This window comes from Salmonella sp. 32020114201800008SM, from assembly GCF_017572025.1.
Lineage (GTDB): Bacteria > Pseudomonadota > Gammaproteobacteria > Enterobacterales > Enterobacteriaceae > Salmonella > Salmonella enterica.
Genome location: NZ_JAGEQM010000015.1, coordinates 1 through 26312, shown reverse-complemented (window position 1 = coordinate 26312; position 26312 = coordinate 1). Strand labels below are relative to the sequence as shown.

Sequence of the window (26312 nt, the reverse complement as noted above, 5' to 3'; positions counted from 1 at the left end):
AGATTGTCTGATAAATTGTTAAAGAGCAGGTGCGACGCGGCTTTCAGCTCACCGTCGCGAGGTGGCGTATATTACGCTTTCCTCTTTCAGAGTCAACCCTGAATTTCAGGATTTTTCTCTTCAACCGGCCGGCTGTTTGTGTGAAGTGATTCACATCCGCCGTGTCGATGGAGGCGCATTATAGGGATCCCTTTTTTTTGCACAAGCGTTTTTTGGATCTTTTTTTCTGTTTGTTGATTTTTCATCCCTTTCGCTCCATTCCTGCGCAACGTGGCGATTTTTTGATGCTATCTCCCCTTGCACAACGCCGTTAAAGCAACCAAAGTCTTCATGACTATTCATTTATGATGAGGTAGACATGTCTGACACATTACGTCCTTATAAGGATCTTTTTCCTGAAATCGGTCAGCGCGTGATGATCGATACCAGCAGCGTGGTTATTGGTGATGTCCGTCTGGCGGATGATGTCGGGATCTGGCCGCTTGTGGTGATTCGCGGCGATGTGAATTACGTTGCGATAGGGGCTCGTACGAACATTCAGGATGGCAGCGTTCTTCACGTAACCCACAAGTCTCCATCCAATCCACACGGCAACCCATTAATCATTGGCGAAGATGTTACCGTTGGCCATAAAGTTATGCTGCACGGCTGTACCATCGGTAACCGCGTACTGGTCGGTATGGGCTCCATTGTGCTGGATGGCGCGATAATAGAAGATGACGTAATGATTGGCGCTGGAAGCCTGGTGCCGCAGCACAAACGGCTGGAAAGCGGCTATTTATATCTTGGCAGTCCGGTAAAACAGATCCGCCCCCTGAGCGATGCTGAGAGATCGGGCCTGCAGTACTCCGCCAATAACTATGTAAAATGGAAAGACGACTATCTTTCCCAGGATAACCATATCCAACCGTGATCGTCTTCCTGCTGGGCCAGGATTAATGCTTCAGCCTCTTCTTCCAGGTCCCAGCGATACTCACGAAAAATGGCCAGCCATTGCTCCGCTGTTTCTCCACCAAAGCGATACGCCAGTACATCTTTTTTTATTGCACACGTGAGTTGCATCCCATTAACCAGGGCGGGAAAGATGACAGCGCTGGCGGCAGTATCCCATTCTTCGCGGTCAGGAAATTGTATGGCCTGGTTCACGCTAATAATTCCTGCTGTAGCTGCTCAATCACTGGCTCGACCTGCGGTAATACACCGTGCCAAAGCAAAACGGCATGTGCAGCCTGCCCCACCAGCATTCCCAGCCCATCTGCGTAGCGTTTTGCGCCCTGTTGTACACACCAGGAGAGAAATGGCGTATTCCCTTTTTGATAGAACATGTCATAGCAACAGAGGGAAGGGTGAATAAGTGACGCTGGTATCGCCGGGATTTCGCCCCGTATGCCGCTGGAGGTCGCATTAATAATTAGGTCAAACTCACAACCATCCAGCTTGTCCATATCCGTGGCATAAACGCTGCCGGTATGAGCAAAGATTTTCGCCAACGCTTCGGCACGTGAAGCTGTACGGTTGGTGATAGTGACCGCGCAATCCAAAGAAAGCAGAGGTAACAGCACGCCCCGGGATGCGCCGCCCGCGCCAATCAGCAAAATACGCCATCCTGGGCGGATAAAATTTAAACGTTTGAGATCGCTTAATAAACCGATACCGTCAGTATTGTCGCCAAGCAAACGACCATCTTCCAGCCGCTTTAATGTATTGACTGCTCCCGCCAGCGATGCTCGTTCCGTTAACTCATCCGATCGCGCAAACGCCTCCTCTTTAAAAGGTACTGTGATGTTTGCGCCTTTTCCCCCTGCCGCGAAAAAGGCATCAAGCGTATTAATGAAATTATTAATAGGGGCCAGCACGCGACCATAGGGGTGAACAATATCTAGCTGCTGAGCAAATTGCTGATGAATAAATGGCGATTTGCTGTGCGCAATCGGATTTCCAAAAACAGCATAGGTTTCCATCATATTACCCCTGTCGAAACAGTTCGCCCGTCAGAGCATCGCGAATTTCTGAAGGATTTAGACGCCCACCCGTTGCGCCTTCAACCACCGGAAAATCATCGCCAAATTGCGCACGCACCTCTTCAACGGTACGACATGGCGGTAATCCGCTCAGATTGGCGCTGGTGGAAACCAGCGGTTTGCCATACGCATTGCATAGCGCGACCACCAGCGGGTGGTTGGTAACACGAACGGCCAGGGAATCAAAACGTCCCGTGAGCCACCGCGGCGTTGTCGCGGGCGCAGGAAAAACAAACGTTACCGGCCCGGGCCAGCAATCAAATACTGCTTTACGCTGTGCGGCGGTAAGTATGCTGTCATCAATATAAGGTTTTAACTGCTCAAAGCTGGCGGCAATCAAAATGAGTCCCTTATCGACGGGCCGTTGTTTTAACGCCAACAGGCGCGTAACGGCTGTTTCACTATCGGGATCGCAGCCGACGCCGAAAACGGCTTCTGTTGGATAAGCGATGACATTTTCTTTATTCAGGAGATCTACCGCTGCGGCGATAGATCCTGTTGGCAGGTTATTATTCACTTGTTTATTCCACCGGAACCGGCTTTCCACATTGTTTACTGGCGCAAAAGCGCTTCACGCCCTGCGCGGTTTTCTTTTCGATGAGTAGCAGATAATGGCACTCGGGGCATTCCCCCGCAACCGGCGTGAAGTTAATGACGAACTGACATTCCGGGTAGCGATCGCAGGAATGAAAGATTTTTCCGTAACGAGAACGGCGCTGGACCAAATGTCCTTGCTGGCAGGCTGGACAGGCAATCGCCGTTTCATCCGGTTTATCAATAACCACTGTATGTTCACATTGCGGATACTGACTGCATCCGATGAACATGCCAAAGCGCCCCTGACGCAGCACCAGTACGGCGCCACACTCAGGACACAGTTGCCCCTCCAGAATTTTAACGATATGCCCGTCCGCCTGACTTTTCAGCGGACGAACATAATCGCATTCCGGATAGCGAGAACAGCCGAGAAACGGACCATGTTTCCCGGAACGAATTACCAGTTCGGCCCCGCACTGCGGGCAGGGCTCATTTTTACGCACCGAAAACAGTGCTGATTTAGCCATATTCACTCATGCAGCATTAACACCTATCAATGCAGCATACCTTCATTTACCTCAAAGAGTAATTCTTCCATTTGCTGATAGGCGTTTTCACAGCCCGGAATGTTGAATAACACCATCAAAATAACCCATTTCAAGTCTTCCAGGTCAAACTCTGCGGTATCCAGCGCCAGCACACGCTCAATCACCATTTCTCGTGTTTCGAGGTTTAGCACCTGAATCTGCTCAAGGAATAACAGGAACCCCCGGCAACTGGCATCAAGCCTTTCACACTCTTCAACCGTATAAATGCGCATTGAAAGAGGGTCGGAAGCAAGTTGCATGGGTTCCGCGAGGCCATCCTGATAGTCAGCGAGTTTTTCCAGCCACAGCAGCGCATTGTAGATGTCTTCGCGATCAAACCCAGCGTCGGTGAGATCACGCTCCAGTCTGTCCTGATCCACGCGCAGCTCGGCTTCGTTATGGATGTATGTTTCAAACAAATACATTAGTACGTCGAACATGGCTTGCCCTCCTTAATCGGACATAGCCGCCGGGTACAGCTGCGATCCATCCTGCTAACTCCAGTTCGAGTAGCTGAGCCACTACCGCTGGCACAGGTTGGCCGGCACGTTCAGCGACGACGTCAACAGGTGTTACCTCATCTCCTACGTTAGCCAGGAGCTCAGGAAATGGCAATGCCGCCTCATCCTGATTTAGTGAATAAAGTGAATTTTCCGCCGTAGTTGGCAACCAGTGTAAGCCGTATTGCAAATTTTCCAGAATATCCTCCGGCGTCGTCACAAGCGTGGCCCCTTGTTTAATTAACCAGTGCGTGCCTTCGCTTCCCGGACTACCGATAGGACCTGGTAATGCAAAAACGTCCCGCCCCTGTTCAAGCGCGCAGCGCGCCGTCACCAACGAACCGCTGCGCAACGCCGCCTCAATCACCAGCACGCCTTTGCTCAGTCCGCTGATGATACGGTTTCTGCGAGGAAAATTTTGCGGTAGCGGAGGCGTTGAAAGCGGAAATTCTGAGACCACTGCGCCGCCGGTAGCAATCAAGTTTTCAGCCAGCATGGCATGTCGGCGAGGATAAATCTTTGCCAAGCCATTCCCTAACACCGCTACACTTTTTCCCCCCATACTCACCGCGGCGTTGTGTGCTACGCCATCAATTCCCCGGGCAAGGCCGCTGGTGATCGTCAAACCGCTTTTCGCAAGGCTTTCGCAAAGCAGACGTCCCCAGCGTTCTCCATACCAGGAGTGGCTCCGGCTCCCTACGACGGCAAGTTGGCAGGTATGCAGACAGGCAGGATCGCCGTCAATAAAAATAGCGCCGGGATAATCATCAATAGCACGCAGTTGGGGAGGATAAATCTCACTATCCGCACACAGAAAATGATGCTGCGGTAGTTCAAGCCAGCGTAACGTCTCATCAAGCACACCTGCTGGAAGCTGTAAAAAACGTTCAGCTTGCCGCGCGGTAAGACCAGCCTCCTGAAGGTGCGTGCGATTTATCTGAGGCTGACGAATAAGCGAGTTCGCCATGTTCAACATCGCCTCGCCATAAAGGTCGCCGACGTACATTAAACGTAACCAAATTTCGGTACGGGCCATCCTTTCCCTCCCCTGCCACAAGCAGTCTGAACAATCTTTGCGATTGGTCACTGATGCTGTCAATCAGGTGGGGATTTGTCTAGAATAGAGGTAATAATCTTTTCAACTCCTGAACACAACTCTGGATAATTATGTCAGTTTTGCAAGTGTTACATATTCCGGACGAGCGCCTTCGCAAAGTCGCAAAGCCGGTTGAAGAAGTGAATGCAGAAATTCAGCGTATCGTCGATGATATGTTCGAAACGATGTACGCGGAAGAAGGTATCGGTCTGGCCGCAACGCAGGTCGATATCCACCAGCGGATCATCGTGATTGACGTTTCGGAAAACCGCGACGAGCGCCTGGTACTCATTAACCCGGAATTGCTGGAGAAAAGTGGCGAAACGGGTATAGAAGAAGGCTGTCTGTCGATCCCGGAACAGCGCGCTTTAGTGCCGCGCGCCGAGAAAGTGAAAATCCGCGCGCTGGATCGCGACGGCAACCCGTTTGAGCTTGAAGCGGATGGTTTGCTGGCAATCTGCATTCAGCATGAGATGGATCACCTGGTCGGTAAACTGTTTATCGATTATTTGTCGCCGCTGAAGCAACAACGTATTCGTCAGAAAGTAGAAAAACTCGACCGCCTGAACGCCCGGGCTTAAAGGACAAGAACCAACGTGTCAGATTCACTACGTATTATTTTTGCGGGTACACCTGACTTTGCAGCGCGTCATCTCGACGCGCTGTTAACTTCTGGACATAACGTTGTCGGCGTATTTACCCAACCCGATCGTCCAGCAGGTCGCGGCAAAAAGTTGATGCCCAGCCCGGTAAAAGTGCTGGCGGAAGAAAAAGGCCTGCCCGTTTTCCAGCCCGTGTCGCTTCGTCCTCAGGAAAACCAGCATCTGGTGGCTGACTTACATGCCGACGTCATGGTTGTCGTAGCATATGGTCTGATTCTCCCAAAGGCAGTGCTGGATATGCCCCGTCTCGGATGTATCAACGTTCACGGTTCGATGCTTCCACGCTGGCGCGGCGCGGCGCCTATTCAGCGCTCACTCTGGGCAGGCGATGCGGAAACCGGCGTCACAATTATGCAGATGGATGTAGGGCTGGATACCGGCGACATGCTGTATAAACTTGCGTGCCCGATTACCGCAGAAGATACCAGTGGCTCACTGTATAATAAGTTGGCTGAACTTGGTCCGCAGGGGTTAATTACCACACTAAAACAACTGGCGGACGGCACAGCGACGCCTGAAGCGCAGAATGAAGCGCTGGTCACTCATGCGGAAAAGCTCAGTAAAGAAGAAGCGCGTATCGACTGGTCTCTCTCCGCAGCACAGCTGGAGCGTTGCATTCGCGCCTTTAATCCGTGGCCAATGAGCTGGCTGGAAATCGACGGCCAGCCGGTAAAAGTCTGGCAGGCGTCCGTCATAGAGGACGCCACGCAGTCGCTGCCGGGAACTATTCTGGCCGCGACGAAACAGGGCATCCAGGTTGCAACAGGCAAGGGGATATTAAATTTGCTTTCGCTTCAGCCTGCCGGCAAAAAAGCGATGAGCGCCCAGGATCTGTTAAATTCACGCCGGGAATGGTTTATTCCTGGTAACCGCCTTGCCTGACGATCACGTCTTTATACGCCCGGTGTTACCGGGCATTTTTATTTTATACATATGAAAAAACAAAACAATTTACGTAGTCTGGCAGCACAGGCCGTTGAACAGGTCGTCGAACAGGGACAATCATTAAGTAATGTGCTCCCGCCGCTGCAACAAAAAGTCGCCGATAAAGACAAAGCGCTACTTCAGGAGCTGTGCTTTGGCGTACTGCGCACCCTTTCACAGCTGGAATGGCTGATCAATAAGCTGATGTCTCGTCCAATGACCGGCAAGCAGCGTACAGTGCATTACTTAATTATGGTCGGCTTTTATCAGTTGCTGTACACCCGCGTTCCTCCCCATGCGGCGCTGGCTGAAACCGTTGAAGGCGCGGTCTCCATCAAACGTCCGCAGTTGAAAGGGTTAATTAACGGCGTCCTGCGCCAGTTTCAGCGCCAGCAGGAAACGTTGCTTAATGAGTTTGCGACCAGCGATGCGCGCTTTTTACATCCAGGTTGGCTGGTAAAGCGTTTGCAAAATGCTTACCCCACACAGTGGCAACGCATTATTGAAGCGAATAACCAGCGTCCACCGATGTGGCTACGTGTAAATCGTACACACCACACCCGCGACGGTTGGCTTGGCTTACTTGAAGACGCAGGCATGAAGGGATATCCCCATCCCGATTATCCCGACGCTGTACGTCTGGAAACGCCAGCTCCGGTACATGCTTTACCCGGTTTTACTGAGGGTTGGGTAACTGTCCAGGATGCCTCTGCGCAGGGATGTGCGGTTTTTCTCGCTCCTCAGAACGGTGAGCACATTTTAGACTTGTGCGCCGCGCCCGGCGGTAAAACCACGCATATTCTCGAAGTGGCCCCCGAAGCAGACGTGTTGGCGGTTGATATTGATGAACAACGACTCTCCCGCGTTTACGACAACCTAAAGCGTCTTGGGATGAAAGCGACCGTTAAACAAGGGGATGGACGTTATCCCGCCCAATGGTGCGGCGAGCAGCAGTTTGACCGTATTCTGCTGGATGCGCCCTGCTCCGCAACCGGCGTCATTCGCCGTCATCCAGATATCAAATGGCTGCGTCGCGATCGCGATATCACGGAACTGGCGCAATTACAGGCGGAAATTCTTGATGCCGTCTGGCCGCGCCTGAAGCCCGGCGGGACGCTGGTTTACGCCACCTGTTCCGTACTGCCGGAAGAAAACCGCGATCAGATCAAAACCTTTTTACAACGCACTCCCGATGCCGCGCTCAGCGAAACGGGAACACCTGATCAGCCAGGACAGCAGAATCTGCCGGGCGGCGAAGAAGGTGATGGGTTCTTTTACGCTAAGCTAATCAAGAAGTGATGAGATAACGGGCCACGACTGATGAAAATTATCATACTGGGCGCAGGGCAAGTTGGCGGAACACTGGCGGAAAACCTGGTCGGCGAAAACAACGACATCACGGTGGTTGATACCAACGGCGAACGGTTACGCAGTTTGCAAGATAAGTTCGATCTACGCGTAGTTCAGGGGCATGGTTCGCATCCCCGCGTGTTGCGCGAAGCGGGCGCTGACGATGCGGATATGCTGGTCGCTGTCACCAGTTCAGATGAAACTAATATGGTTGCCTGCCAGGTAGCCTATTCACTCTTCAACACTCCAAACCGTATCGCCCGCATTCGCTCCCCGGACTATGTTCGCGATGCGGATAAACTCTTTCATTCTGAAGCGGTTCCGATTGATCATCTGATCGCGCCGGAGCAGTTGGTTATCGATAATATTTATCGCCTGATCGAGTATCCGGGAGCATTACAGGTTGTAAACTTTGCCGAAGGGAAAGTCAGTCTGGCAGTAGTTAAAGCCTACTATGGCGGTCCACTAATAGGTAACGCGCTCTCGACAATGCGAGAGCATATGCCGCATATCGATACCCGCGTTGCCGCAATTTTCCGCCATGACAGACCAATCCGCCCTCAGGGCTCGACTATCGTGGAAGCAGGGGATGAAGTCTTCTTTATTGCGGCTTCACAGCATATCCGTGCAGTAATGAGCGAATTACAGCGTCTGGAAAAACCCTACAAGCGCATCATGCTGGTGGGCGGCGGCAATATCGGCGCCGGGCTGGCAAGGCGTCTGGAAAAAGACTATAGCGTTAAATTGATCGAACGCGATCAACAACGCGCCGCAGAATTGGCTGAGAAACTGCAAAACACGATCGTCTTTTTTGGCGACGCTTCCGATCAGGAATTGCTGGCGGAGGAGCATATTGATCAGGTCGATCTCTTTATCGCGGTCACTAACGATGATGAAGCCAATATCATGTCCGCGATGTTGGCTAAGCGGATGGGCGCCAAGAAAGTGATGGTGTTGATCCAACGTCGCGCTTATGTCGATCTTGTGCAGGGTAGCGTTATAGATATTGCGATTTCTCCGCAGCAGGCCACCATCTCTGCATTACTGAGCCATGTGCGTAAAGCGGATATCGTCGGCGTTTCCTCACTACGTCGCGGGGTTGCCGAAGCCATCGAAGCCGTCGCGCACGGCGATGAAAGCACTTCCCGCGTGGTTGGCCGCGTCATTGACGAAATTAAACTGCCGCCAGGCACCATTATTGGCGCGGTGGTTCGCGGTAATGATGTCATGATCGCTAATGACAATTTGCGCATTGAACAAGGCGATCACGTCATTATGTTTTTGACCGATAAAAAGTTTATTACCGACGTCGAACGCCTGTTCCAGCCAAGTCCTTTCTTCCTCTAATTTAAGGGGCGCTCATTCAGCGCCCTTTTTAATTCCCTTTATTTATCAAGGTTTAATTTATTTCGCTAAACAGAAGCCGTAAATGGAAAATGCCTTAGCATTTGTTAAACTTATAACGTCAGCTGCATAGGGAGAATAAAAATGAGTTTTATTAAAGAATTTCGCGAATTCGCGATGCGCGGGAATGTTGTGGATTTGGCAGTGGGTGTCATTATTGGCGCGGCATTCGGTAAGATTGTTTCTTCACTGGTTGCCGATATCATTATGCCGCCGTTGGGATTGTTAATCGGCGGGATCGACTTTAAACAATTTGCTTTTACGTTACGCGAAGCGCAGGGAGATATTCCGGCGGTCGTCATGCATTACGGCGTGTTTATCCAGAACGTATTTGATTTTGTGATTGTGGCCTTTGCTATCTTTGTTGCCATTAAGCTTATCAACAGACTCAACCGTAAAAAAGCAGAAGAGCCGGCAGCTCCGCCAGCGCCTTCTAAAGAGGAAGTGTTATTGGGCGAAATCCGCGATCTGCTGAAAGAACAAAATAACCGTTCTTAATCAGCAGAAGGCCAGTGGTAAAAAAGTTACTTACTTTCTTGCCACTGGCCTCCCAGTTCCCTCGATTACCGTGTTTACCTTTGCGCAGATAGCTTCCTTTGCCTTTCTTATTTTTTTCAACGCGTTGCCTGAAAAGGGGATCGTGCAGTAATGCCTCAATGGCATTGTCCTTTATCTGCCCTTTCTTATGTTGATAACGACTCATAATGTCTCCTGATTGTATAAATTAACGGCGCGAGTGTAGCCCCGCCGGTTCAATAAATCAACATCCTGATTTCGCCCCACTGGCCCCCTGTTCCAGGGCTTCCAGAATGGAACAATAGACGCTACTGTGGGCCGTTCCACAACAAGCATCATTAAGCCTTTGTAACGAACGCTGCATCGTTTGCAGTTCCGCAATCCTGGCTTCAACCTCCTGCAATCGCTCTTGCACAATACTTTTTGATTCCTGACAGGTATGGTGCTCAGGATCAATTCGGATCGATAAAAGTTCACGGATCGACTCAAGCGTGAAACCCAACTGCCGAGCATAACGAATAAACTTGAGACGCTGCAGATCGTTTTCAGTATATAGACGAAACCCGCCTTCAGTACGTACCTCATGATCCATCATCTGCTGTTTTTCATAGTAGCGAATGGTATCAGGCGTTACGTCTGCCAGCTTTGCCAGCTCACCAATGCGATACATACAAGCTCCGTTAATTATCGTTGATTTTATGCAGCAGTTTTTCTGCATACTCACCGTGTAAAAAGTCGGTACTCAACCCAGCCTGCCGAAGTTTTAGTTCAAGCAGCGAGAGCTGGCGACTAACCTGATGGTATCGAGGGTCATCTTCCCGGATACTGTTGAGGATATCAAGTAACTGAATAGCGTCTCTGCGCTGCTCCAGTTCAGGGGGAAGACAGCCCGCATTCTTGAGTAAGCGATAACCCGCACGAAGTTCCGCCGGCACATGAGAATCATCATCCAGAATAAGCGGCTCGCCACGGCCAGGCAAATTATCAAACTCGCCTTTACGCTGTGCCTCGATAATATGACGCTCTGCCCACTGGTCAAGTAACCACATACGTCGCTCCAGGGATTGAACGAAAAGAATACAATTATTGTAGATATGTGGGGTTCAGGAGGGTATAAAAAAACCCGCCGAAGCGGGTTTTTTTACGTTACTACAGATTACTCTGCAGCAGCTTCTGTTTTCTCTGAACGATCAACCAGCTCGATGTATGCCATCGGCGCGTTGTCGCCTGCACGGAAGCCACACTTCAGAATGCGAGTGTAACCACCGGCGCGGCTCGCGAAACGCGGGCCCAGCTCGTTAAACAGTTTTGCCACGATCTCGTTATCACGAGTACGGGCGAATGCCAGACGACGATTAGCAACGCTATCAGTCTTGGCAAGAGTAATCAGCGGCTCAACTACGCGACGCAGCTCTTTCGCTTTAGGCAGGGTCGTCTTGATGATTTCATGACGAACCAGTGAACCTGCCATGTTGCGGAACATAGCCTGGCGATGGCTGCTGTTGCGGTTCAGTTGACGACCACTCTTACGATGGCGCATGACCTTATCCTTCTCAGTAAAACCTTAACCTGTGATCCGGTTACTCGTCAGCGATGCTTGCCGGTGGCCAGTTTTCCAGGCGCATACCCAGAGACAGTCCACGGGAAGCCAGCACGTCTTTAATCTCGGTAAGAGATTTTTTACCCAGGTTAGGCGTCTTAAGAAGCTCAACCTCGGTACGCTGTACCAGATCACCGATATAGTGGATAGCTTCTGCCTTGAGGCAGTTAGCAGAGCGGACAGTCAATTCCAGATCGTCAACAGGGCGCAGCAGGATCGGATCGAATTCTGGTTTCTCTTCTTTCACTTCCGGTTGACGTACATCACGTAAATCAACGAAAGCTTCCAGTTGTTCAGCCAGGATGGTTGCCGCACGACGAATCGCCTCTTCAGGATCGATTGTGCCGTTGGTTTCCATTTCGATGACCAGCTTGTCCAGGTCGGTACGCTGTTCTACACGCGCTGCTTCAACATTGTAGGCAATACGCTCTACAGGGCTGTAGCAGGCGTCGACCAGCAGACGGCCGATTGGGCGCTCATCTTCTTCCGAATGAATTCGGGTAGAAGCCGGCACATAACCACGACCGCGCTGAACTTTGATACGCATACTAATAGACGCGTTTTCATCGGTCAGGTGGCAGATCACGTGCTGCGGCTTGACGATTTCGACATCCCCATCATGGGTGATATCGGCTGCAGTCACAGGGCCAATGCCAGATTTATTCAAGGTAAGAATAACTTCATCTTTACCCTGAACTCTCACCGCCAGCCCTTTCAGGTTGAGCAGGATTTCCAGGATGTCTTCCTGAACGCCTTCTTTGGTGCTGTACTCATGTAGTACACCATCAATCTCAACCTCGGTCACCGCGCAACCCGGCATCGATGAGAGCAGAATACGGCGCAGTGCGTTACCCAGAGTATGGCCGAAGCCACGCTCTAAAGGCTCAAGGGTCACCTTGGCGTGCGTCGAACTCACTTGCTCGATATCTACCAGGCGCGGTTTTAGAAACTCTGTCACAGAACCCTGCATTGTGTCCTCTCTTTGGTACTAAGCTTTACTTGGAGTAAAGCTCGACGATCAGGTGTTCGTTAATGTCCGCAGACAGATCAGAACGCTCAGGCTTACGCTTGTACGTACCTTCCATCTTGCCAGCATCAACTTCCAGCCAGGTTGGCTTTTCACGCTGCTCAGCCAGCTCCAGAGCGGCTTTCACGCGAGACTGCTTCTTCGCTTTCTCACGAATGCTAACAACGTCATTCGGACTAACCTGATAAGAAGCGATGTTAACAACACGACCGTTTACCATAATTGCTTTATGGCTAACCAGCTGACGTGCTTCTGCACGAGTGGCGCCGAAGCCCATACGGTATACAACGTTGTCCAGACGACCTTCCAGCAGAGCCAACAGGTTTTCACCGGTGTTGCCTTTCAGACGTGCTGCTTCTTTGTAGTAGTTACGGAACTGACGCTCCAGCACACCGTAAATGCGGCGAACTTTTTGCTTTTCACGCAACTGCACACCATAGTCAGACAGACGCGGCTTACGCGCACCGTGCTGGCCAGGAGCTTGTTCAATTTTACACTTGGTATCGATCGCGCGAACGCCAGACTTAAGGAATAAGTCGGTGCCCTCACGACGGCTCAGCTTGAGCTTAGGACCCAAATATCTTGCCATTTTCTTTCTCCAACTAACCTGGAAAACGAAGCGTTATACGCGACGTTTTTTCGGCGGACGACAACCGTTATGAGGGATCGGAGTCACATCAGTAATATTAGTGATGCGGAAACCAGCGGCGTTCAGAGCACGAATAGTAGATTCGCGGCCTGGACCCGGACCTTTAACCATAACTTCCAGATTCTTGATACCGTATTCTTTCACGGCGTCAGCGCAACGCTCTGCTGCAACCTGAGCTGCAAACGGAGTGGATTTGCGAGAACCACGGAAACCGGAACCACCGGCTGTTGCCCAACCCAGCGCATTACCCTGACGATCGGTAATAGTCACGATGGTGTTGTTGAAAGAAGCATGGATATGAGCCACGCCGTCAGAGACTTGTTTTCTTACACGTTTACGTGCGCGAACTGGTGCCTTTGCCATTATTCAATCACCCCGATTATTTCTTGATCGGTTTGCGCGGACCCTTACGGGTACGAGCGTTGGTCTTGGTACGCTGACCGCGAACCGGGAGACCACGACGATGACGCAAACCGCGATAGCAACCAAGATCCATCAGGCGCTTGATGCTCATGCTGATTTCACGGCGCAGATCACCTTCAACGACAAATTTGGCAACTTCGTCACGCAGCGTGTCGATTTGTTCTTCAGACAGCTCACTGATCTTAACATTTTCAGCGATACCCGCTGCAGCCAGGATGGCTTTAGAACGGGTCTTGCCGACACCGTAGATCGAAGTTAACGCGATCACGGCGTGTTTCTGATCAGGAATGTTAATGCCTGCTATACGGGCCACTATGCACTCCTACTATTTAATATGTACGTACCATGCTGAAAAGCCCGTTTTCAGGATACTCAAATGGAAACGTACAGACATACAAAAGATTGGCTGGCTAATCTAGCCAGCTCAACCCAACTTTGCAAGAAAAATATGCGAAAAAATCAGCCTTGGCGCTGTTTATGCTTCGGCTCGGCACTGCAAATCACACGGATGACACCATCACGCTTAACGATTTTGCAGTTACGGCATAATTTCTTGACGGAAGCACGAACTTTCATTTTTACTCTCCGTAACTTCTCAGGCGACCAATTAACGGCCGTAGCCTTTCAGGTTCGCCTTCTTCAATGCAGACTCATACTGACTGGACATCATCAGAGTTTGCACTTGAGCCATAAAGTCCATAATCACGACAACAACGATAAGCAGTGAGGTCCCACCGAAGTAGAACGGCACTTTCATTGCATCACGCATGAACTCCGGGATCAGGCAGATAAAGGTAATATACAGCGCACCAACCAGGGTCAGGCGGGTCATTACTTTATCGATATACTTCGCCGTTTGCTCTCCCGGACGAATTCCTGGTACAAATGCACCGGACTTCTTCAGGTTATCTGCTGTTTCACGCGGGTTGAAAACCAACGCCGTGTAGAAGAAACAGAAGAAGATGATTGCAGACGCATAGAGTAACACATAAAGCGGTTGCCCAGGCTGCAAATACAGCGAAATTGTTGTCAGCCAGTTCCAACCAGTACCGCCCCCGAACCATGACGCGATGGTCGCCGGGAACAGAATAATACTGGAAGCGAAGATTGCCGGGATTACCCCCGCCATATTCACTTTCAGCGGTAAATGTGTGCTCTGTGCAGCATAGACACGACGACCTTGCTGACGTTTGGCGTAGTTTACCACAATACGGCGTTGACCACGTTCAACGAATACTACAAAGAACGTCACTGCAAATACTAATACTGCAACCAACAGCAACACGAGGAAGTGCAGGTCGCCTTGACGCGCTTGCTCGATAGTATGGGCAATGGCTGGCGGGAGTCCCGCAACGATACCAGCGAAGATGATGATTGAGATACCGTTACCGATACCGCGCTCAGTAATCTGTTCGCCGAGCCACATCAGGAACATCGTCCCTGTAACCAGACTTACAACAGCGGTGAAATAGAATGCAAAGCCTGGATTCATCACCAGGCCCTGCATACCAGGCATATTCGGCAAACCGGTAGCAATACCGATCGACTGGAATATCGCCAGCACCAGAGTACCGTAACGGGTGTACTGGCTGATCTTACGACGACCAGACTCCCCTTCTTTCTTAATTTCTGCGAGCGTTGGATGAACCACCGTCAACAGCTGGATAATGATCGACGCCGAAATATACGGCATGATCCCCAGGGCAAAGATAGAAGCACGGCTGAGAGCACCACCAGAGAACATGTTAAACATTTCAATGATGGTGCCTCGCTGTTGCTCAAGCAGTTTGGCAAGTACAGCGGCATCAATACCAGGGATCGGAATAAAAGAGCCAATACGGAACACAATCAGCGCGCCGATAACAAACAGCAGTCTGCGTTTCAGCTCACCTAAGCCACCTTTGGCACTTTGAAAATCTAATCCCGGTTGTTTAGCCATCTGCTACTTATTCCTCGATTTTACCGCCAGCAGCTTCGATAGCAGCACGAGCGCCTTTAGTAACACGCAGGCCACGAACAGTTACCGGAGTAGTGACTTCGCCAGCCAGGATCACTTTCGCGAACTCGATCTGGATACCGATAATGTTTGCCGCTTTCAGCGTGTTCAGGTCTACAACGCCGCCTTCTACTTTCGCCAGGTCAGACAGACGAACTTCGGCTGTAATCGCTGCTTTGCGAGAAGTGAAGCCGAATTTCGGCAGACGACGGTACAGAGGCATCTGACCACCCTCGAAACCGCGACGTACGCCACCGCCAGAACGAGACTTCTGACCTTTGTGACCACGACCACCGGTTTTACCGAGGCCAGAACCGATACCACGACCCAGGCGTTTACCCGCCTTTTTGGAGCCTTCGGCCGGAGACAGAGTATTTAAACGCATCTCTTACTCCTCAACTTTAACCATGAAGGAAACCGCGTTGACCATACCACGAACAGCAGGAGTATCCTCGCGCTCTACGGTGTGGCCAATACGACGCAGACCCAGGCCAAGCAGCGTTGCCTTGTGTTTCGGCAGACGACCGATTGCACTGCGGGTTTGAGTAATTTTAATAGTCTTTGCCATGGTTTATTTCCCCAGAATTTCTTCAACGGATTTACCACGCTTGGCAGCGACCATTTCTGGAGAATTCATATTTTCCAGGCCATCAATAGTTGCACGAACCACGTTGATCGGGTTGGTGGAACCGTATGCTTTAGCCAGAACGTTATGAACCCCAGCAACTTCCAGAACGGCGCGCATTGCACCACCGGCGATGATACCGGTACCTTCGGAAGCTGGCTGCATGAATACACGAGACCCCGTGTGAACACCTTTAACCGGGTGCTGCAGGGTGCCGTTGTTCAGCGCGACGTTAATCATATTGCGACGGGCTTTTTCCATCGCTTTCTGGATCGCTGCTGGAACTTCACGCGCTTTACCGTAACCAAAACCTACGCGACCGTTACCATCGCCTACTACAGTCAGAGCTGTGAAGGAGAAAATACGACCACCTTTAACGGTTTTAGATACGCGGTTTACCGCGATCAGCTTTTCCTGCAGTTCGCCAGCTTGTTTTTCGATGTGAGCCATCTTACACCTCTACCTTAGAACTGAAGGCCAGCTTCACGGGCAGCATCTGCCAGTGCCTGGACACGACCATGATATTGGAACCCGGAACGGTCAAAGGACACATCTTTGATGCCTTTTTCCAGAGCGCGTTCAGCGACAGCTTTACCCACAGCTGCAGCCGCGTCTTTGTTACCGGTGTACTTCAGTTGTTCAGCGATAGCTTTTTCTACAGTAGAAGCAGCTACCAGAACTTCAGAACCGTTCGGTGCAATTACCTGTGCGTAAATATGACGCGGGGTACGATGTACCACCAGGCGAGTTGCGCCCAGCTCTTTGAGCTTGCGGCGTGCGCGGGTCGCACGACGGATACGAGCAGATTTCTTATCCATAGTGTTACCTTACTTCTTCTTAGCCTCTTTGGTACGCACGACTTCGTCGGCGTAACGAACACCCTTGCCTTTGTAAGGCTCAGGACGACGGTAGGCGCGCAGATCTGCTGCAACCTGGCCGATCACCTGCTTATCAGCGCCTTTCAGCACGATTTCAGTTTGAGTCGGACATTCAGCAGTGATACCTGCCGGCAGCTGATGGTCAACCGGGTGAGAGAAACCTAAAGACAGGTTTACTACATTCCCTTTAACCGCTGCACGATAACCTACACCAACCAGCTGCAGCTTCTTAGTGAAGCCTTCGGTAACACCGATAACCATTGAGTTCAGCAGGGCACGCGCGGTACCAGCCTGTGCCCAACCGTCTGCGTAACCATCACGCGGACCGAAGGTCAGTGCATTATCTGCATGTTTAACTTCAACAGCATCGTTGAGAGTACGAGTCAGCTCGCCGTTTTTACCTTTGATCGTAATAACCTGACCGTTGATTTTGACATCAACGCCGGCAGGAACAACGACCGGTGCTTTAGCAACACGAGACATTTTTTCCTCCGATTAGGCTACGTAGCAGATAATTTCGCCACCAAGACCAGCCTGGCGCGCTGCACGATCAGTCATAACACCTTTAGAGGTAGAAACAACTGCGATACCCAGACCGGCCATAACTTTCGGCAGCTCATCTTTACGTTTGTAGATGCGCAGACCTGGGCGGCTGACACGCTGAATGCTTTCTACAACAGCTTTACCCTGGAAATACTTAAGAGTCAGTTCCAGTTCCGGCTTGGTGTCGCCTTCAACTTTAAAATCTTCAATAAAACCTTCTTCCTTCAGCACGTTGGCAATTGCCACTTTCAGCTTGGAGGAAGGCATGGTGACCGCAGCTTTGTTCGCGGCCTGACCGTTACGGATACGGGTCAGCATATCCGCGATCGGATCTTGCATGCTCATCTGTCTTTACTCCCGTGATTCAATTGGTGACAATTACCAGCTAGCCTTTTTCAGACCCGGAATTTCACCGCGCATAGCGGCTTCACGGACCTTAATACGGCTCAACCCGAACTTCCGCAGGAAAGCGTGCGGACGACCAGTTTGACGGCAGCGGTTACGCTGACGTGACGGGCTGGAATCACGCGGCAGAGTCTGCAGCTTAAGAACCGCATTCCAACGATCTTCGTCGGTTGCGTTCACATCAGAGATGATCGCTTTCAGTTCAGCGCGTTTCGCGAAGTATTTATCAGCTAAAGCTACGCGTTTTACTTCGCGTGCTTTCATTGATTGCTTAGCCATTTAGTAACCCTACCTTACTTGCGGAACGGGAAGTCAAAGGCAGCCAGCAGAGCACGGCCTTCTTCGTCAGATTTCGCAGTAGTGGTAATGGTAATATCCAAACCACGAACGCGGTCGACTTTATCGTAGTCGATTTCTGGGAAGATGATCTGCTCACGGACACCCATGCTGTAGTTACCACGACCGTCGAATGACTTAGCGGACAAGCCACGGAAGTCACGGATACGAGGAACAGCAATAGTGATCAGGCGCTCAAAGAACTCCCACATGCGTTCGCCACGCAGAGTTACTTTACAGCCGATCGGATAGCCCTGACGGATTTTGAAGCCTGCAACAGATTTGCGTGCTTTGGTGATCAACGGTTTTTGACCGGAGATTGCTGTCAGGTCTGCTGCTGCGTTATCCAGCAGTTTCTTGTCAGCGATCGCTTCACCAACACCCATGTTCAGGGTGATCTTCTCGACCCGAGGGACTTGCATGACAGAATTGTAGTTAAACTCAGTCATGAGTTTGTTAACTACTTCGTCTTTGTAGTAATCATGCAGTTTCGCCATCGTACTACTCCAAATTACTTGATAGTTTCGCTGTTAGACTTGAAGAAACGGACTTTTTTGCCGTCTTCGAATCTAAAGCCTACACGGTCAGCCTTGCCGGTTGCCGCATTGAAGATTGCAACGTTAGAAACCTGAATTGCAGCTTCTTTTTCAACGATGCCGCCCGGTTGGTTCAGAGCCGGAACCGGCTTCTGGTGTTTCTTAACCAGGTTGATACCTTCAACAATGACCTTGCCGGAAGACAGGACATTCTTAACTTTACCGCGTTTACCTTTATCTTTACCGGTTAACACGATAACTTCGTCATCACGACGGATTTTCGCTGCCATGATTCGCTCCTTAGAGTACTTCTGGTGCCAGAGAGATAATTTTCATGAACTTCTCGTTACGAAGTTCACGAGTTACCGGCCCAAAAATACGCGTACCGATAGGCTGCTCGCTGTTATTGTTTAAAATAACGCATGCATTACCATCGAAGCGAATGACAGAACCGTCCGGGCGACGAACACCCTTCTTGGTGCGCACCACTACCGCCTTCAGCACATCACCTTTTTTGACCTTACCACGCGGAATCGCTTCTTTGATGGTGATCTTAATGATGTCGCCTACGCCTGCGTAGCGACGGTGCGAGCCACCCAGAACCTTGATACACATTACGCGACGTGCACCGGAGTTGTCGGCGACGTTCAGCATAGTCTGTTCTTGGATCATTTTAGTGCTCCGCTAATGTCAACTACTACTGAGACCCGAAAATCAGGTCGTTAAAAAAACCCCATATCGAGGGCGCGGCATTATAACACCGCAAATCAGATATGGGTAGAAAAAATAAACGGCCCATCGCTGAGCCGTTTATTCGTTGAGAATGCGTACTGTATTACAGAACCGCTTTCTCTACAACGCGAACCAGAGTCCAGGATTTGGTCTTGGACAGCGGACGGCATTCGCGGATTTCAACCACGTCGCCGATACCGCATTCGTTGTTCTCGTCATGTACGTGCATTTTGGTCGTACGCTTGATGAATTTACCGTAGATCGGGTGTTTCACAAAACGTTCGATAGCAACAACAATGGATTTCTCCATTTTGTCGCTAACCACGCGACCTTGCAGAGTACGGATTTTATCGGTCATTACGCACCCGCCTTCTCAGTCAGTAAAGTCTTAACGCGTGCGACATCACGACGCACTTGCTTCAACAGGTGAGACTGTTGCAGCTGGCCACTTGCAGCCTGCATACGCAGGTTGAACTGCTCACGCAGCAGGTTCAGTAGCTCGGTGTTCAGCTCTTCAACGCTCTTCTCACGCAGCTCTTTTGCTTTCATTACATCACCGTCTTAGTTACAAAGGTGGTTTTAATCGGCAGTTTCGCTGCTGCCAGCTTGAATGCTTCACGGGCCAGCTCTTCCGGTACGCCGTCCATTTCATACAGGACTTTACCCGGCTGAATCAAGGCAACCCAATACTCCACGTTACCTTTACCTTTACCCATACGCACTGCCAGCGGCTTTTCAGTGATCGGTTTGTCCGGGAATACACGGATCCAGATCTTACCTTGACGCTTAACTGCACGGGTCATAGCACGACGTGCTGCTTCGATCTGACGGGCAGTCAGACGACCACGGCCAACAGCTTTCAGGCCGAAGCTGCCGAAGCTAACATCCGCGCCTGCAGCCAGACCACGGTTGCGGCCTTTGTGCATTTTACGGAATTTTGTACGCTTTGGTTGTAACATCAGCGACGCTCCTTATTTACGGCCTTTACGCTGCTGCTTTTTCGGTTGAGCAGCCGGTTTTTCCGGTTGTTCAACAGCAGCCATACCACCCAGGATCTCGCCTTTGAAGATCCACACTTTAACGCCGATTACACCATAAGTGGTGTGCGCTTCAGAGGTGTTGTAGTCGATGTCAGCACGCAGAGTGTGCAGCGGTACGCGACCTTCGCGGTACCATTCGGTACGTGCGATTTCCGCGCCGCCCAGACGGCCGCTAACTTCAACTTTGATACCTTTAGCGCCCAGACGCATGGCGTTCTGTACAGCACGCTTCATCGCACGACGGAACATAACGCGACGTTCCAGCTGAGAAGTGATGCTGTCAGCAACCAGTTTAGCGTCCAGTTCAGGTTTACGAACTTCGGCGATGTTGATCTGTGCAGGAACGCCAGCGATATCCGCTACGACCTTACGCAGTTTTTCTACGTCTTCACCTTTTTTACCGATAACGATACCCGGGCGAGCGGTGTGAATAGTCACACGGATGCTCTTAGCCGGACGCTCGATAACGATACGAGATACAGACGCTTTAGCCAGTTCCTTCGTCAGGTACTGACGTACTTTAAAATCGCTGTCCAGGTTGTCAGCGAATTCTTTGGTGTTCGCAAACCAGGTAGAGTTCCATGGTTTTACAATACCCAGGCGAATACCATTAGGATGTACTTTCTGACCCATTGCTAGTCTCCAGAGTCTCAGCGATCGGACACAACCACAGTGATGTGGCTGGTGCGCTTCAGGATGCGATCTGCACGACCTTTTGCACGCGGCATAATGCGCTTCATGCTCGGGCCTTCGTCTACGAAAATTTTCGTAACTTTCAGATCGTCAATGTCAGCGCCATCGTTGTGTTCAGCGTTAGCAATGGCAGATTCCAGAACTTTCTTGACCAGTACAGCCGCTTTCTTGTTGGTGTAGGTCAGAATATCCAGAGCCTGCGACACTTTCTTACCGCGAATCAGGTCAGCAACAAGGCGAACCTTCTGAGCAGAAGAACGAGCATGGCGATGTTTAGCGATAGTTTCCATCTCTTCCTCCTACCTTATTTCTTCTTCGCTTTTTTATCAGCAGCGTGGCCGCGATAAGTACGAGTCGGTGCGAATTCACCCAGTTTGTGACCGACCATTTCGTCGGAAACAAATACCGGAACGTGCTGACGACCATTATGGACAGCGATGGTCAAACCGATCATGTTAGGAAAGATCGTTGAACGACGGGACCAGGTGCGCAGGGGCTTCTTGTCTCCGCTTTCCACCGCTTTCTCTACCTTCTTCAGCAAGTGCAGGTCAATAAAAGGACCTTTCTTGAGAGAACGTGGCATGGCTTATCCTCTAAAATTATTTGCTACGGCGACGTACGATGAATTTATCAGTACGCTTGTTGCTGCGGGTCTTCTTACCTTTGGTCTGAACGCCCCACGGAGTTACCGGGTGCTTACCAAAGTTACGACCTTCACCACCACCATGTGGGTGGTCTACTGGGTTCATCGCAGTACCGCGAACGGTAGGACGAACGCCACGCCAGCGTGCAGCACCTGCTTTACCCAGAACGCGCAGCATATGCTCAGCATTGCCAACTTCGCCCAGGGTTGCACGGCAGTCTGCTTCGACTTTACGCATTTCACCAGAACGCAGACGCAGGGTGACATAAGCGCCATCGCGAGCAACGATCTGAACGTAAGTACCAGCGGAACGCGCCAGCTGACCGCCTTTACCTGGTTTCATTTCTACGTTATGAACGGTAGAACCAACCGGGATATTGCGCATCGGCAGGGTGTTGCCTGCTTTGATTGCAGCATCAACGCCAGACTGAATCTGGTCGCCAGCTTTCAGGCCTTTCGGGGCCAGGATGTAACGGCGTTCGCCGTCTTTGTACAGAACCAGCGCGATGTTCGCGGAACGGTTCGGATCGTACTCAAGACGTTCAACAACTGCCGGGATACCGTCTTTGTTGCGTTTGAAGTCAACAATACGATAAGCCTGTTTGTGACCACCACCGATATGACGAGTGGTGATACGGCCATTGTTGTTACGACCACCGGATTTGCTGTTTTTTTCAACCAGCGGAGCAAAAGGTTTGCCCTTGTGCAGCTCTGGGTTGACCACTTTAACGACGTGGCGACGACCCGGAGATGTCGGTTTACATTTAACAACTGCCATTGTATTACTCCTCCGACTTACTCAGCGCCGCCGACGAAGTCCAGATTCTGGCCTTCTTTCAGGGTGACGTAAGCTTTTTTCCAGTCGCTACGACGACCGATACGCTGTCCGTGACGTTTAACTTTCCCTTTAACGACCAGGGTGTTAACGACTTCGACTTCGACTTCAAACAGTTTCTGCACAGCAGCTTTGATTTCTGCTTTGGTCGCGTCTTTAGCAACTTTGAGAACGATGGTGTTGGTTTTTTCCATCGCAGTAGACGCTTTTTCAGAAACGTGCGGTGCGCGCAGCACCTTCAGCAGACGTTCTTCACGAATCATGCCAGCATCTCCTCAACTTGCTTAACAGCATCAGCAGTCATTACGACTTTGTCGAAGGCGATCAGGCTAACCGGGTCGATACCAGTCGCATCGCGTACGTCAACCTTGTGCAGGTTACGTGCGGCCAGGAACAGGTTCTCGTCCAGCTCACCGGTGATGATCAGCACATCTTCCAGAGCCATGTCTTTCAGTTTCTGTGCCAGCAGCTTAGTTTTCGGCGCTTCTACAGAGAACTTCTCGACAACGATCAGACGATCCTGACGTACCAGTTCGGACAGGATGCTTTTCAGCGCGCCGCGGTACATCTTCTTGTTAACTTTTTGACTGTGGTCCTGCGGACGAGCAGCGAAGGTCACGCCACCGGAACGCCAGATCGGGCTCTTGATAGAACCTGAACGCGCACGGCCAGTGCCTTTCTGGCGCCACGGTTTTTTACCGGAACCAGTTACTTCAGCACGAGTCTTCTGAGCACGAGTACCCTGACGAGCACCAGCTGCATAAGCAACAACAACCTGGTGAACCAGCGCTTCGTTGAAATCACGACCGAAGGTAGTTTCGGAAACAGTCAGCGCGCTCTGCGCGTCTTTCAATACTAATTCCATTGCTATCCCCTTACGCCTTCACAGCTGGTTTAACGATCAGGTCGCAACCGGTTGCACCCGGAACACCACCCTTAACCAGCAGCAGGTTGCGCTCAGCGTCAACGCGTACTACGTCAAGGCTCTGAACGGTTACACGCTCATTACCCATCTGACCTGCCATTTTCTTGCCTTTGAACACTTTGCCCGGAGTCTGGTTCTGACCGATAGAACCCGGAACGCGGTGAGACAAGGAGTTACCGTGAGTAGCGTCCTGGGTACGGAAGTTCCAGCGCTTAACGGTACCAGCGAAACCTTTACCTTTAGAGGTACCGGTTACGTCAACTTTTTTAACGTCAGCAAACAGTTCAACGCTGATGCTCTGACCTACGGTGTATTCTTCGCCTTCAGCCAGACGGAATTCCCACAGACCACGGCCAGCTTCTACGCCAGCTTTAGCAAAGTGACCCGCTTCCGGCTTGGTGACACGGTTAGCTTTTTTAGCACCCGTAGTAACCTGAACAGCGCGGTAGCCATCGTTAGCCAGGTCTTTAACCTGAGTAACACGGTTTGCTTCAACTTCGATTACGGTTACTGGGATAGAGACGCCATCTTCAGTGAAGATGCGGGTCATACCCACTTTTTTACCGACTAAACCAATCATTGTATCAACCTCTCAATCGCTCGATGACCTGATTAACCCAGGCTGATCTGCACGTCTACACCGGCAGCCAGGTCCAGACGCATCAGAGCATCAACGGTTTTCTCGGTTGGCTCAACGATGTCAACCAGACGCTTGTGAGTGCGAATTTCGTACTGATCGCGCGCATCTTTGTTAACGTGCGGAGAGATCAGAACGGTAAAGCGCTCTTTGCGGGTCGGCAGCGGGATCGGACCGCGAACCTGCGCACCAGTGCGCTTGGCAGTCTCGACGATTTCCGCGGTTGATTGATCGATCAGACGATGATCAAACGCTTTCAGGCGGATACGGATTCTTTGGTTCTGCATGAGACCAGAGCTCCAATTATTTTATAAACGAAAATGATTACTCCTCACACCCATTACGATTGATGGGAGAGTGTAACCGTTCTTACGTAGCTCCCCGATTGGGAGCATTGTTAAATAGCCAAATCGGCTATTCGAGGTTCAAATCGAACCTGCCGTCAATTACGACAAGCCCGCGCATTATACGTAAATCTCAGCCTGACGCAAGTGTCGGATAGAAATTAAGCGCTTTATTCTTATGCGAGCACGATTCCAGATGGTACGCATGGGATGGCAACGCGCATCTTTTCTTTGGAAGGCATCAGGCAAACCTGGCAATACGTCGTTGTCGCTGTCGCATAAATCTATAAAGGTGAGCACAAACCTTGACGAGGATTTGCTTATGTTTGTTGCCCTCCCCTTTCTCATTTTTTATACGTCGTTCTCTTTATTACTTGGCATATACGACGCGCGTACCGGTCTGCTGCCTGACCGGTTTACTTGTCCATTACTGTGGGGTGGTCTGCTTTATCACCAGATTTGCCTGCCGGAGCGTTTACCGGATGCGCTTTGGGGTGCTATCGCCGGCTATGGCGGATTCGCGTTAATTTACTGGGGCTATCGCCTGCGTTATCAGAAAGAGGGGCTTGGATATGGCGACGTCAAGTACCTTGCTGCCTTAGGGGCGTGGCATTGTTGGGAAACACTGCCGTTACTGGTTTTCCTTGCCGCCATGTTGGCCTGTGGCGGGTTTGGCGTCGCGCTACTGGTGAGAGGTAAATCGGCATTAATAAACCCGCTACCTTTTGGGCCATGGCTGGCGGTGGCGGGTTTCATAACAGGTTGGAAAGTTTTCTTTCCAGACGGTTAATCGGTAACCTTAATTTGTGATTGCAGATAATTTTGCATACCAAGTTTGGCAATCAAATCCAGCTCGGTTTCCAGCCAGTCGATGTGGCCTTCCTCGTCGGCAAGAATTTCAATCATCATATCCCGGCTGACATAATCATGAACGCTATCGGCATAGGCTATTGCCTCACGTAGATCTTTTGCGCCTTCCAGTTCGAGCCGGAGATCCGATCGTAGCATCTCTTCGACATCTTCACCGATGCCCAGCTTGCCCAGATCCTGTAGGTTCGGTATGCCTTCCAGAAATAAAATACGCTCAATATACTTATCGGCGTGTTTCATCTCATCAATGGATTCATGGTACTCAACATCATTAAGCCGGGTCAGGCCCCAGTTTTTGAACATACGGGCATGAAGAAAATACTGATTAATTGCGACAAGCTCATTTCCCAATAGTTTATTGAGATAATTTATGATTTTAACATCACCTTTCATTTTATAGTCCCTCCGCTTCCACTCTCTAGAGCGTAGATGGGGCTACAGGGATGTCAAAAAAAAGAGTGTGACTCAGGCGATCTCTTTAAATTCCGGCATTTGCGTTAACTCATCCTGCATCACTTCTCGCGCGGCGCGAATACACTTACCACATTGATTTCCCACAGGAATAAATTTACGCAACTGTTGAAATGACTGTGGATGAAATTGTCGTACAGCCTGGCGGATTTTTTTATCGCTTATACCATTACACAAACAAACGTACATGATCGCTCCCGTTCAATTTCCGCACAAAGTGTAAATGAGAATGGTTATGATTACAATAGCACAAAGCGATTTACGCCACGGGAGAAGCGTTAAAAAAGGCAAATAAATATAACAGCGGCTAAATAGCAGGCAACAAAAAGGGCGCCGAAGCGCCCTCTTCAATTCAAAACTAATTAACGAGTAATTAGCCCAGAACTTTAGCAACAACGCCCGCGCCAACGGTACGGCCGCCTTCACGGATTGCGAAACGCAGACCGTCGTCCATTGCGATCGGGTGGATCAGGGTAACAACCATTTTGATGTTGTCGCCCGGCATTA

At 50.7% G+C, this 26312-nt stretch carries 47 protein-coding genes and 1 pseudogene; 7 read left to right on the top strand and 41 right to left on the bottom strand.

The annotated features are described in order from the left end of the window. Positions 1 to 92: 92 nt before the first annotated feature. On the bottom strand, positions 93 to 245 hold the full coding sequence (locus J4613_RS22310; protein WP_198871444.1) for a hypothetical protein: 153 nt from the start codon (positions 243 to 245) through the stop codon (positions 93 to 95). A 113-nt stretch (positions 246 to 358) separates the two neighbouring features. On the opposite strand from J4613_RS22310, the gene J4613_RS22305 reads away from it, so the two are divergent. Continuing rightward, a complete protein-coding gene (locus tag J4613_RS22305; RefSeq protein WP_001285635.1) occupies positions 359 to 913 on the top strand; it encodes a gamma carbonic anhydrase family protein in 555 nt (184 codons plus the stop codon). Here the strand turns inward: J4613_RS22305 and J4613_RS22300 are convergent. Genes J4613_RS22300 through dprA form a run of 6 tightly spaced genes read right to left on the bottom strand, consistent with a single transcriptional unit; the run spans position 880 to position 4681 of the window. After that, positions 880 to 1146 (bottom strand): DUF1488 domain-containing protein, encoded by a 267-nt coding sequence (locus J4613_RS22300; RefSeq protein ID WP_001525713.1) that lies wholly within the window; start codon positions 1144 to 1146, stop codon positions 880 to 882. The two genes, J4613_RS22305 and J4613_RS22300, sit on opposite strands and share 34 nt — an antisense overlap. Next, complete coding sequence (gene aroE, locus J4613_RS22295; protein ID WP_080194725.1) at positions 1143 to 1961, bottom strand: shikimate dehydrogenase; 819 nt, start codon at positions 1959 to 1961, stop codon at positions 1143 to 1145. Before aroE ends, J4613_RS22300 begins: the two co-directional genes overlap by 4 nt. 4 nt (positions 1962 to 1965) lie before the next feature. Beyond that, positions 1966 to 2538: an L-threonylcarbamoyladenylate synthase type 1 TsaC gene (tsaC, locus tag J4613_RS22290; protein WP_001063613.1), complete on the bottom strand. Its 573-nt coding sequence runs from the start codon at positions 2536 to 2538 to the stop codon at positions 1966 to 1968. A gap of 4 nt (positions 2539 to 2542) precedes the next feature. Beyond that, entirely contained in the window at positions 2543 to 3085 is a 543-nt protein-coding gene (locus J4613_RS22285; RefSeq protein WP_111742227.1) for a type I DNA topoisomerase, read from the bottom strand. Between the two features lie 26 nt (positions 3086 to 3111). Next, the gene (gene smg, locus J4613_RS22280) at positions 3112 to 3585 is read right to left on the bottom strand and encodes a DUF494 family protein Smg (RefSeq protein ID WP_000460663.1); all 474 of its coding nucleotides are present in this window, start codon (positions 3583 to 3585) and stop codon (positions 3112 to 3114) included. Next, entirely contained in the window at positions 3557 to 4681 is a 1125-nt protein-coding gene (dprA, locus tag J4613_RS22275; protein ID WP_000124531.1) for a DNA-protecting protein DprA, read from the bottom strand. Before dprA ends, smg begins: the two co-directional genes overlap by 29 nt. Positions 4682 to 4812: 131 nt before the next feature. Here dprA and def point away from each other — a divergent pair, with 131 nt between their 5' ends. The 5 genes from def to mscL all read left to right on the top strand — a co-directional run bounded on the left by def (position 4813) and on the right by mscL (position 9579). Then, on the top strand, positions 4813 to 5322 hold the full coding sequence (def, locus tag J4613_RS22270) for a peptide deformylase (RefSeq protein WP_000114987.1): 510 nt from the start codon (positions 4813 to 4815) through the stop codon (positions 5320 to 5322). 15 nt (positions 5323 to 5337) lie between these two features. Beyond that, on the top strand, positions 5338 to 6285 hold the full coding sequence (fmt, locus tag J4613_RS22265; protein ID WP_111742226.1) for a methionyl-tRNA formyltransferase: 948 nt from the start codon (positions 5338 to 5340) through the stop codon (positions 6283 to 6285). Between the two features lie 51 nt (positions 6286 to 6336). Continuing rightward, positions 6337 to 7626: a 16S rRNA (cytosine(967)-C(5))-methyltransferase RsmB gene (gene rsmB / locus J4613_RS22260; protein WP_020838992.1), complete on the top strand. Its 1290-nt coding sequence runs from the start codon at positions 6337 to 6339 to the stop codon at positions 7624 to 7626. A gap of 21 nt (positions 7627 to 7647) precedes the next feature. After that, a complete protein-coding gene (trkA, locus tag J4613_RS22255) occupies positions 7648 to 9024 on the top strand; it encodes a Trk system potassium transporter TrkA (protein WP_000691374.1) in 1377 nt (458 codons plus the stop codon). A gap of 141 nt (positions 9025 to 9165) precedes the next feature. Further along, entirely contained in the window at positions 9166 to 9579 is a 414-nt protein-coding gene (gene mscL, locus J4613_RS22250; RefSeq protein ID WP_000008119.1) for a large-conductance mechanosensitive channel protein MscL, read from the top strand. On the opposite strand, the gene J4613_RS22245 is transcribed toward mscL, so the two are convergent. The 31 genes from J4613_RS22245 to rpsJ all read right to left on the bottom strand — a co-directional run bounded on the left by J4613_RS22245 (position 9515) and on the right by rpsJ (position 24407). After that, complete coding sequence (locus J4613_RS22245; RefSeq protein WP_001538278.1) at positions 9515 to 9784, bottom strand: alternative ribosome-rescue factor A; 270 nt, start codon at positions 9782 to 9784, stop codon at positions 9515 to 9517. The genes mscL and J4613_RS22245 overlap by 65 nt on opposite strands. A gap of 57 nt (positions 9785 to 9841) precedes the next feature. After that, the gene (zntR, locus tag J4613_RS22240; protein WP_000285588.1) at positions 9842 to 10267 is read right to left on the bottom strand and encodes a Zn(2+)-responsive transcriptional regulator; all 426 of its coding nucleotides are present in this window, start codon (positions 10265 to 10267) and stop codon (positions 9842 to 9844) included. A gap of 10 nt (positions 10268 to 10277) precedes the next feature. After that, the gene (locus J4613_RS22235) at positions 10278 to 10646 is read right to left on the bottom strand and encodes a DUF1992 domain-containing protein (protein WP_000266515.1); all 369 of its coding nucleotides are present in this window, start codon (positions 10644 to 10646) and stop codon (positions 10278 to 10280) included. Positions 10647 to 10753: 107 nt separating this feature from the next. Next, a complete protein-coding gene (rplQ, locus tag J4613_RS22230; protein ID WP_001216370.1) occupies positions 10754 to 11137 on the bottom strand; it encodes a 50S ribosomal protein L17 in 384 nt (127 codons plus the stop codon). Between the two features lie 40 nt (positions 11138 to 11177). Next, positions 11178 to 12167, bottom strand: coding sequence for a DNA-directed RNA polymerase subunit alpha (rpoA, locus tag J4613_RS22225; protein ID WP_001162094.1), 990 nt, complete (start codon positions 12165 to 12167; stop codon positions 11178 to 11180). Between the two features lie 25 nt (positions 12168 to 12192). Beyond that, entirely contained in the window at positions 12193 to 12813 is a 621-nt protein-coding gene (rpsD, locus tag J4613_RS22220) for a 30S ribosomal protein S4 (RefSeq protein ID WP_000135226.1), read from the bottom strand. 33 nt (positions 12814 to 12846) lie between these two features. After that, complete coding sequence (gene rpsK, locus J4613_RS22215; protein WP_001029758.1) at positions 12847 to 13236, bottom strand: 30S ribosomal protein S11; 390 nt, start codon at positions 13234 to 13236, stop codon at positions 12847 to 12849. A 16-nt stretch (positions 13237 to 13252) separates the two neighbouring features. Continuing rightward, on the bottom strand, positions 13253 to 13609 hold the full coding sequence (rpsM, locus tag J4613_RS22210; protein ID WP_000090780.1) for a 30S ribosomal protein S13: 357 nt from the start codon (positions 13607 to 13609) through the stop codon (positions 13253 to 13255). Between the two features lie 146 nt (positions 13610 to 13755). Further along, entirely contained in the window at positions 13756 to 13872 is a 117-nt protein-coding gene (gene rpmJ, locus J4613_RS22205; protein ID WP_000868187.1) for a 50S ribosomal protein L36, read from the bottom strand. Positions 13873 to 13903: 31 nt separating this feature from the next. Then, positions 13904 to 15235: a preprotein translocase subunit SecY gene (gene secY / locus J4613_RS22200; protein ID WP_001118864.1), complete on the bottom strand. Its 1332-nt coding sequence runs from the start codon at positions 15233 to 15235 to the stop codon at positions 13904 to 13906. A gap of 7 nt (positions 15236 to 15242) precedes the next feature. Beyond that, positions 15243 to 15677 carry a 50S ribosomal protein L15 gene (gene rplO / locus J4613_RS22195; RefSeq protein WP_001238917.1) on the bottom strand — a complete coding sequence of 145 codons (435 nt, stop codon included), beginning with the start codon at positions 15675 to 15677 and terminating at the stop codon, positions 15243 to 15245. A gap of 3 nt (positions 15678 to 15680) precedes the next feature. Then, complete coding sequence (gene rpmD, locus J4613_RS22190; RefSeq protein WP_001140434.1) at positions 15681 to 15860, bottom strand: 50S ribosomal protein L30; 180 nt, start codon at positions 15858 to 15860, stop codon at positions 15681 to 15683. Between the two features lie 3 nt (positions 15861 to 15863). Beyond that, on the bottom strand, positions 15864 to 16367 hold the full coding sequence (rpsE, locus tag J4613_RS22185) for a 30S ribosomal protein S5 (RefSeq protein ID WP_000940121.1): 504 nt from the start codon (positions 16365 to 16367) through the stop codon (positions 15864 to 15866). A 14-nt stretch (positions 16368 to 16381) separates the two neighbouring features. Next, positions 16382 to 16735, bottom strand: a complete 354-nt coding sequence (rplR, locus tag J4613_RS22180; protein ID WP_000358956.1) for a 50S ribosomal protein L18 — start codon at positions 16733 to 16735, stop codon at positions 16382 to 16384. Between the two features lie 9 nt (positions 16736 to 16744). Next, positions 16745 to 17278 carry a 50S ribosomal protein L6 gene (gene rplF / locus J4613_RS22175; protein ID WP_000091939.1) on the bottom strand — a complete coding sequence of 178 codons (534 nt, stop codon included), beginning with the start codon at positions 17276 to 17278 and terminating at the stop codon, positions 16745 to 16747. Positions 17279 to 17290: 12 nt separating this feature from the next. Beyond that, positions 17291 to 17683 carry a 30S ribosomal protein S8 gene (rpsH, locus tag J4613_RS22170; RefSeq protein WP_000062611.1) on the bottom strand — a complete coding sequence of 131 codons (393 nt, stop codon included), beginning with the start codon at positions 17681 to 17683 and terminating at the stop codon, positions 17291 to 17293. Positions 17684 to 17716: 33 nt separating this feature from the next. After that, positions 17717 to 18022, bottom strand: a complete 306-nt coding sequence (gene rpsN / locus J4613_RS22165; protein WP_001118932.1) for a 30S ribosomal protein S14 — start codon at positions 18020 to 18022, stop codon at positions 17717 to 17719. A gap of 14 nt (positions 18023 to 18036) precedes the next feature. Beyond that, the gene (gene rplE / locus J4613_RS22160; RefSeq protein WP_001096206.1) at positions 18037 to 18576 is read right to left on the bottom strand and encodes a 50S ribosomal protein L5; all 540 of its coding nucleotides are present in this window, start codon (positions 18574 to 18576) and stop codon (positions 18037 to 18039) included. 14 nt (positions 18577 to 18590) lie between these two features. Beyond that, entirely contained in the window at positions 18591 to 18905 is a 315-nt protein-coding gene (rplX, locus tag J4613_RS22155; RefSeq protein ID WP_000729185.1) for a 50S ribosomal protein L24, read from the bottom strand. A 10-nt stretch (positions 18906 to 18915) separates the two neighbouring features. Continuing rightward, positions 18916 to 19287 carry a 50S ribosomal protein L14 gene (rplN, locus tag J4613_RS22150; protein WP_000613954.1) on the bottom strand — a complete coding sequence of 124 codons (372 nt, stop codon included), beginning with the start codon at positions 19285 to 19287 and terminating at the stop codon, positions 18916 to 18918. Positions 19288 to 19450: 163 nt separating this feature from the next. Then, positions 19451 to 19705, bottom strand: a complete 255-nt coding sequence (gene rpsQ / locus J4613_RS22145) for a 30S ribosomal protein S17 (RefSeq protein ID WP_000130101.1) — start codon at positions 19703 to 19705, stop codon at positions 19451 to 19453. Further along, positions 19705 to 19896, bottom strand: coding sequence for a 50S ribosomal protein L29 (gene rpmC / locus J4613_RS22140; RefSeq protein WP_000644742.1), 192 nt, complete (start codon positions 19894 to 19896; stop codon positions 19705 to 19707). Before rpmC ends, rpsQ begins: the two co-directional genes overlap by 1 nt. After that, complete coding sequence (rplP, locus tag J4613_RS22135; protein ID WP_000941208.1) at positions 19896 to 20306, bottom strand: 50S ribosomal protein L16; 411 nt, start codon at positions 20304 to 20306, stop codon at positions 19896 to 19898. The genes rpmC and rplP overlap by 1 nt, the downstream gene beginning before the upstream one ends. A gap of 12 nt (positions 20307 to 20318) precedes the next feature. Continuing rightward, positions 20319 to 21020: a 30S ribosomal protein S3 gene (rpsC, locus tag J4613_RS22130; RefSeq protein WP_000529945.1), complete on the bottom strand. Its 702-nt coding sequence runs from the start codon at positions 21018 to 21020 to the stop codon at positions 20319 to 20321. A 17-nt stretch (positions 21021 to 21037) separates the two neighbouring features. Further along, on the bottom strand, positions 21038 to 21370 hold the full coding sequence (gene rplV / locus J4613_RS22125; protein ID WP_000447529.1) for a 50S ribosomal protein L22: 333 nt from the start codon (positions 21368 to 21370) through the stop codon (positions 21038 to 21040). Between the two features lie 14 nt (positions 21371 to 21384). Next, a complete protein-coding gene (rpsS, locus tag J4613_RS22120; protein WP_001138115.1) occupies positions 21385 to 21663 on the bottom strand; it encodes a 30S ribosomal protein S19 in 279 nt (92 codons plus the stop codon). Positions 21664 to 21679: 16 nt separating this feature from the next. Then, positions 21680 to 22501, bottom strand: coding sequence for a 50S ribosomal protein L2 (gene rplB / locus J4613_RS22115; protein ID WP_000301869.1), 822 nt, complete (start codon positions 22499 to 22501; stop codon positions 21680 to 21682). 17 nt (positions 22502 to 22518) lie between these two features. After that, positions 22519 to 22821, bottom strand: a complete 303-nt coding sequence (gene rplW, locus J4613_RS22110) for a 50S ribosomal protein L23 (protein ID WP_000617546.1) — start codon at positions 22819 to 22821, stop codon at positions 22519 to 22521. Beyond that, positions 22818 to 23423, bottom strand: coding sequence for a 50S ribosomal protein L4 (gene rplD / locus J4613_RS22105; protein WP_000424395.1), 606 nt, complete (start codon positions 23421 to 23423; stop codon positions 22818 to 22820). Before rplD ends, rplW begins: the two co-directional genes overlap by 4 nt. Before the next feature lie 10 nt (positions 23424 to 23433). After that, complete coding sequence (gene rplC / locus J4613_RS22100) at positions 23434 to 24063, bottom strand: 50S ribosomal protein L3 (RefSeq protein WP_000579838.1); 630 nt, start codon at positions 24061 to 24063, stop codon at positions 23434 to 23436. 32 nt (positions 24064 to 24095) lie between these two features. Beyond that, positions 24096 to 24407, bottom strand: a complete 312-nt coding sequence (gene rpsJ, locus J4613_RS22095) for a 30S ribosomal protein S10 (RefSeq protein ID WP_001181005.1) — start codon at positions 24405 to 24407, stop codon at positions 24096 to 24098. A 379-nt stretch (positions 24408 to 24786) separates the two neighbouring features. Between rpsJ and hopD the strand changes: the two genes are divergently transcribed. Then, the gene (gene hopD, locus J4613_RS22090; RefSeq protein WP_000495855.1) at positions 24787 to 25254 is read left to right on the top strand and encodes an A24 family peptidase; all 468 of its coding nucleotides are present in this window, start codon (positions 24787 to 24789) and stop codon (positions 25252 to 25254) included. On the opposite strand, the gene bfr is transcribed toward hopD, so the two are convergent. The 3 genes and pseudogenes from bfr to tuf form a co-directional block, all read right to left on the bottom strand. Next, entirely contained in the window at positions 25251 to 25727 is a 477-nt protein-coding gene (bfr, locus tag J4613_RS22085; RefSeq protein ID WP_000675530.1) for a bacterioferritin, read from the bottom strand. The genes hopD and bfr overlap by 4 nt on opposite strands. Before the next feature lie 72 nt (positions 25728 to 25799). Further along, on the bottom strand, positions 25800 to 25994 hold the full coding sequence (gene bfd, locus J4613_RS22080) for a bacterioferritin-associated ferredoxin (RefSeq protein ID WP_000289082.1): 195 nt from the start codon (positions 25992 to 25994) through the stop codon (positions 25800 to 25802). A gap of 184 nt (positions 25995 to 26178) precedes the next feature. Next, positions 26179 to 26312 (bottom strand): annotated as a pseudogene (gene tuf / locus J4613_RS22075) (elongation factor Tu); the annotation flags it as partial.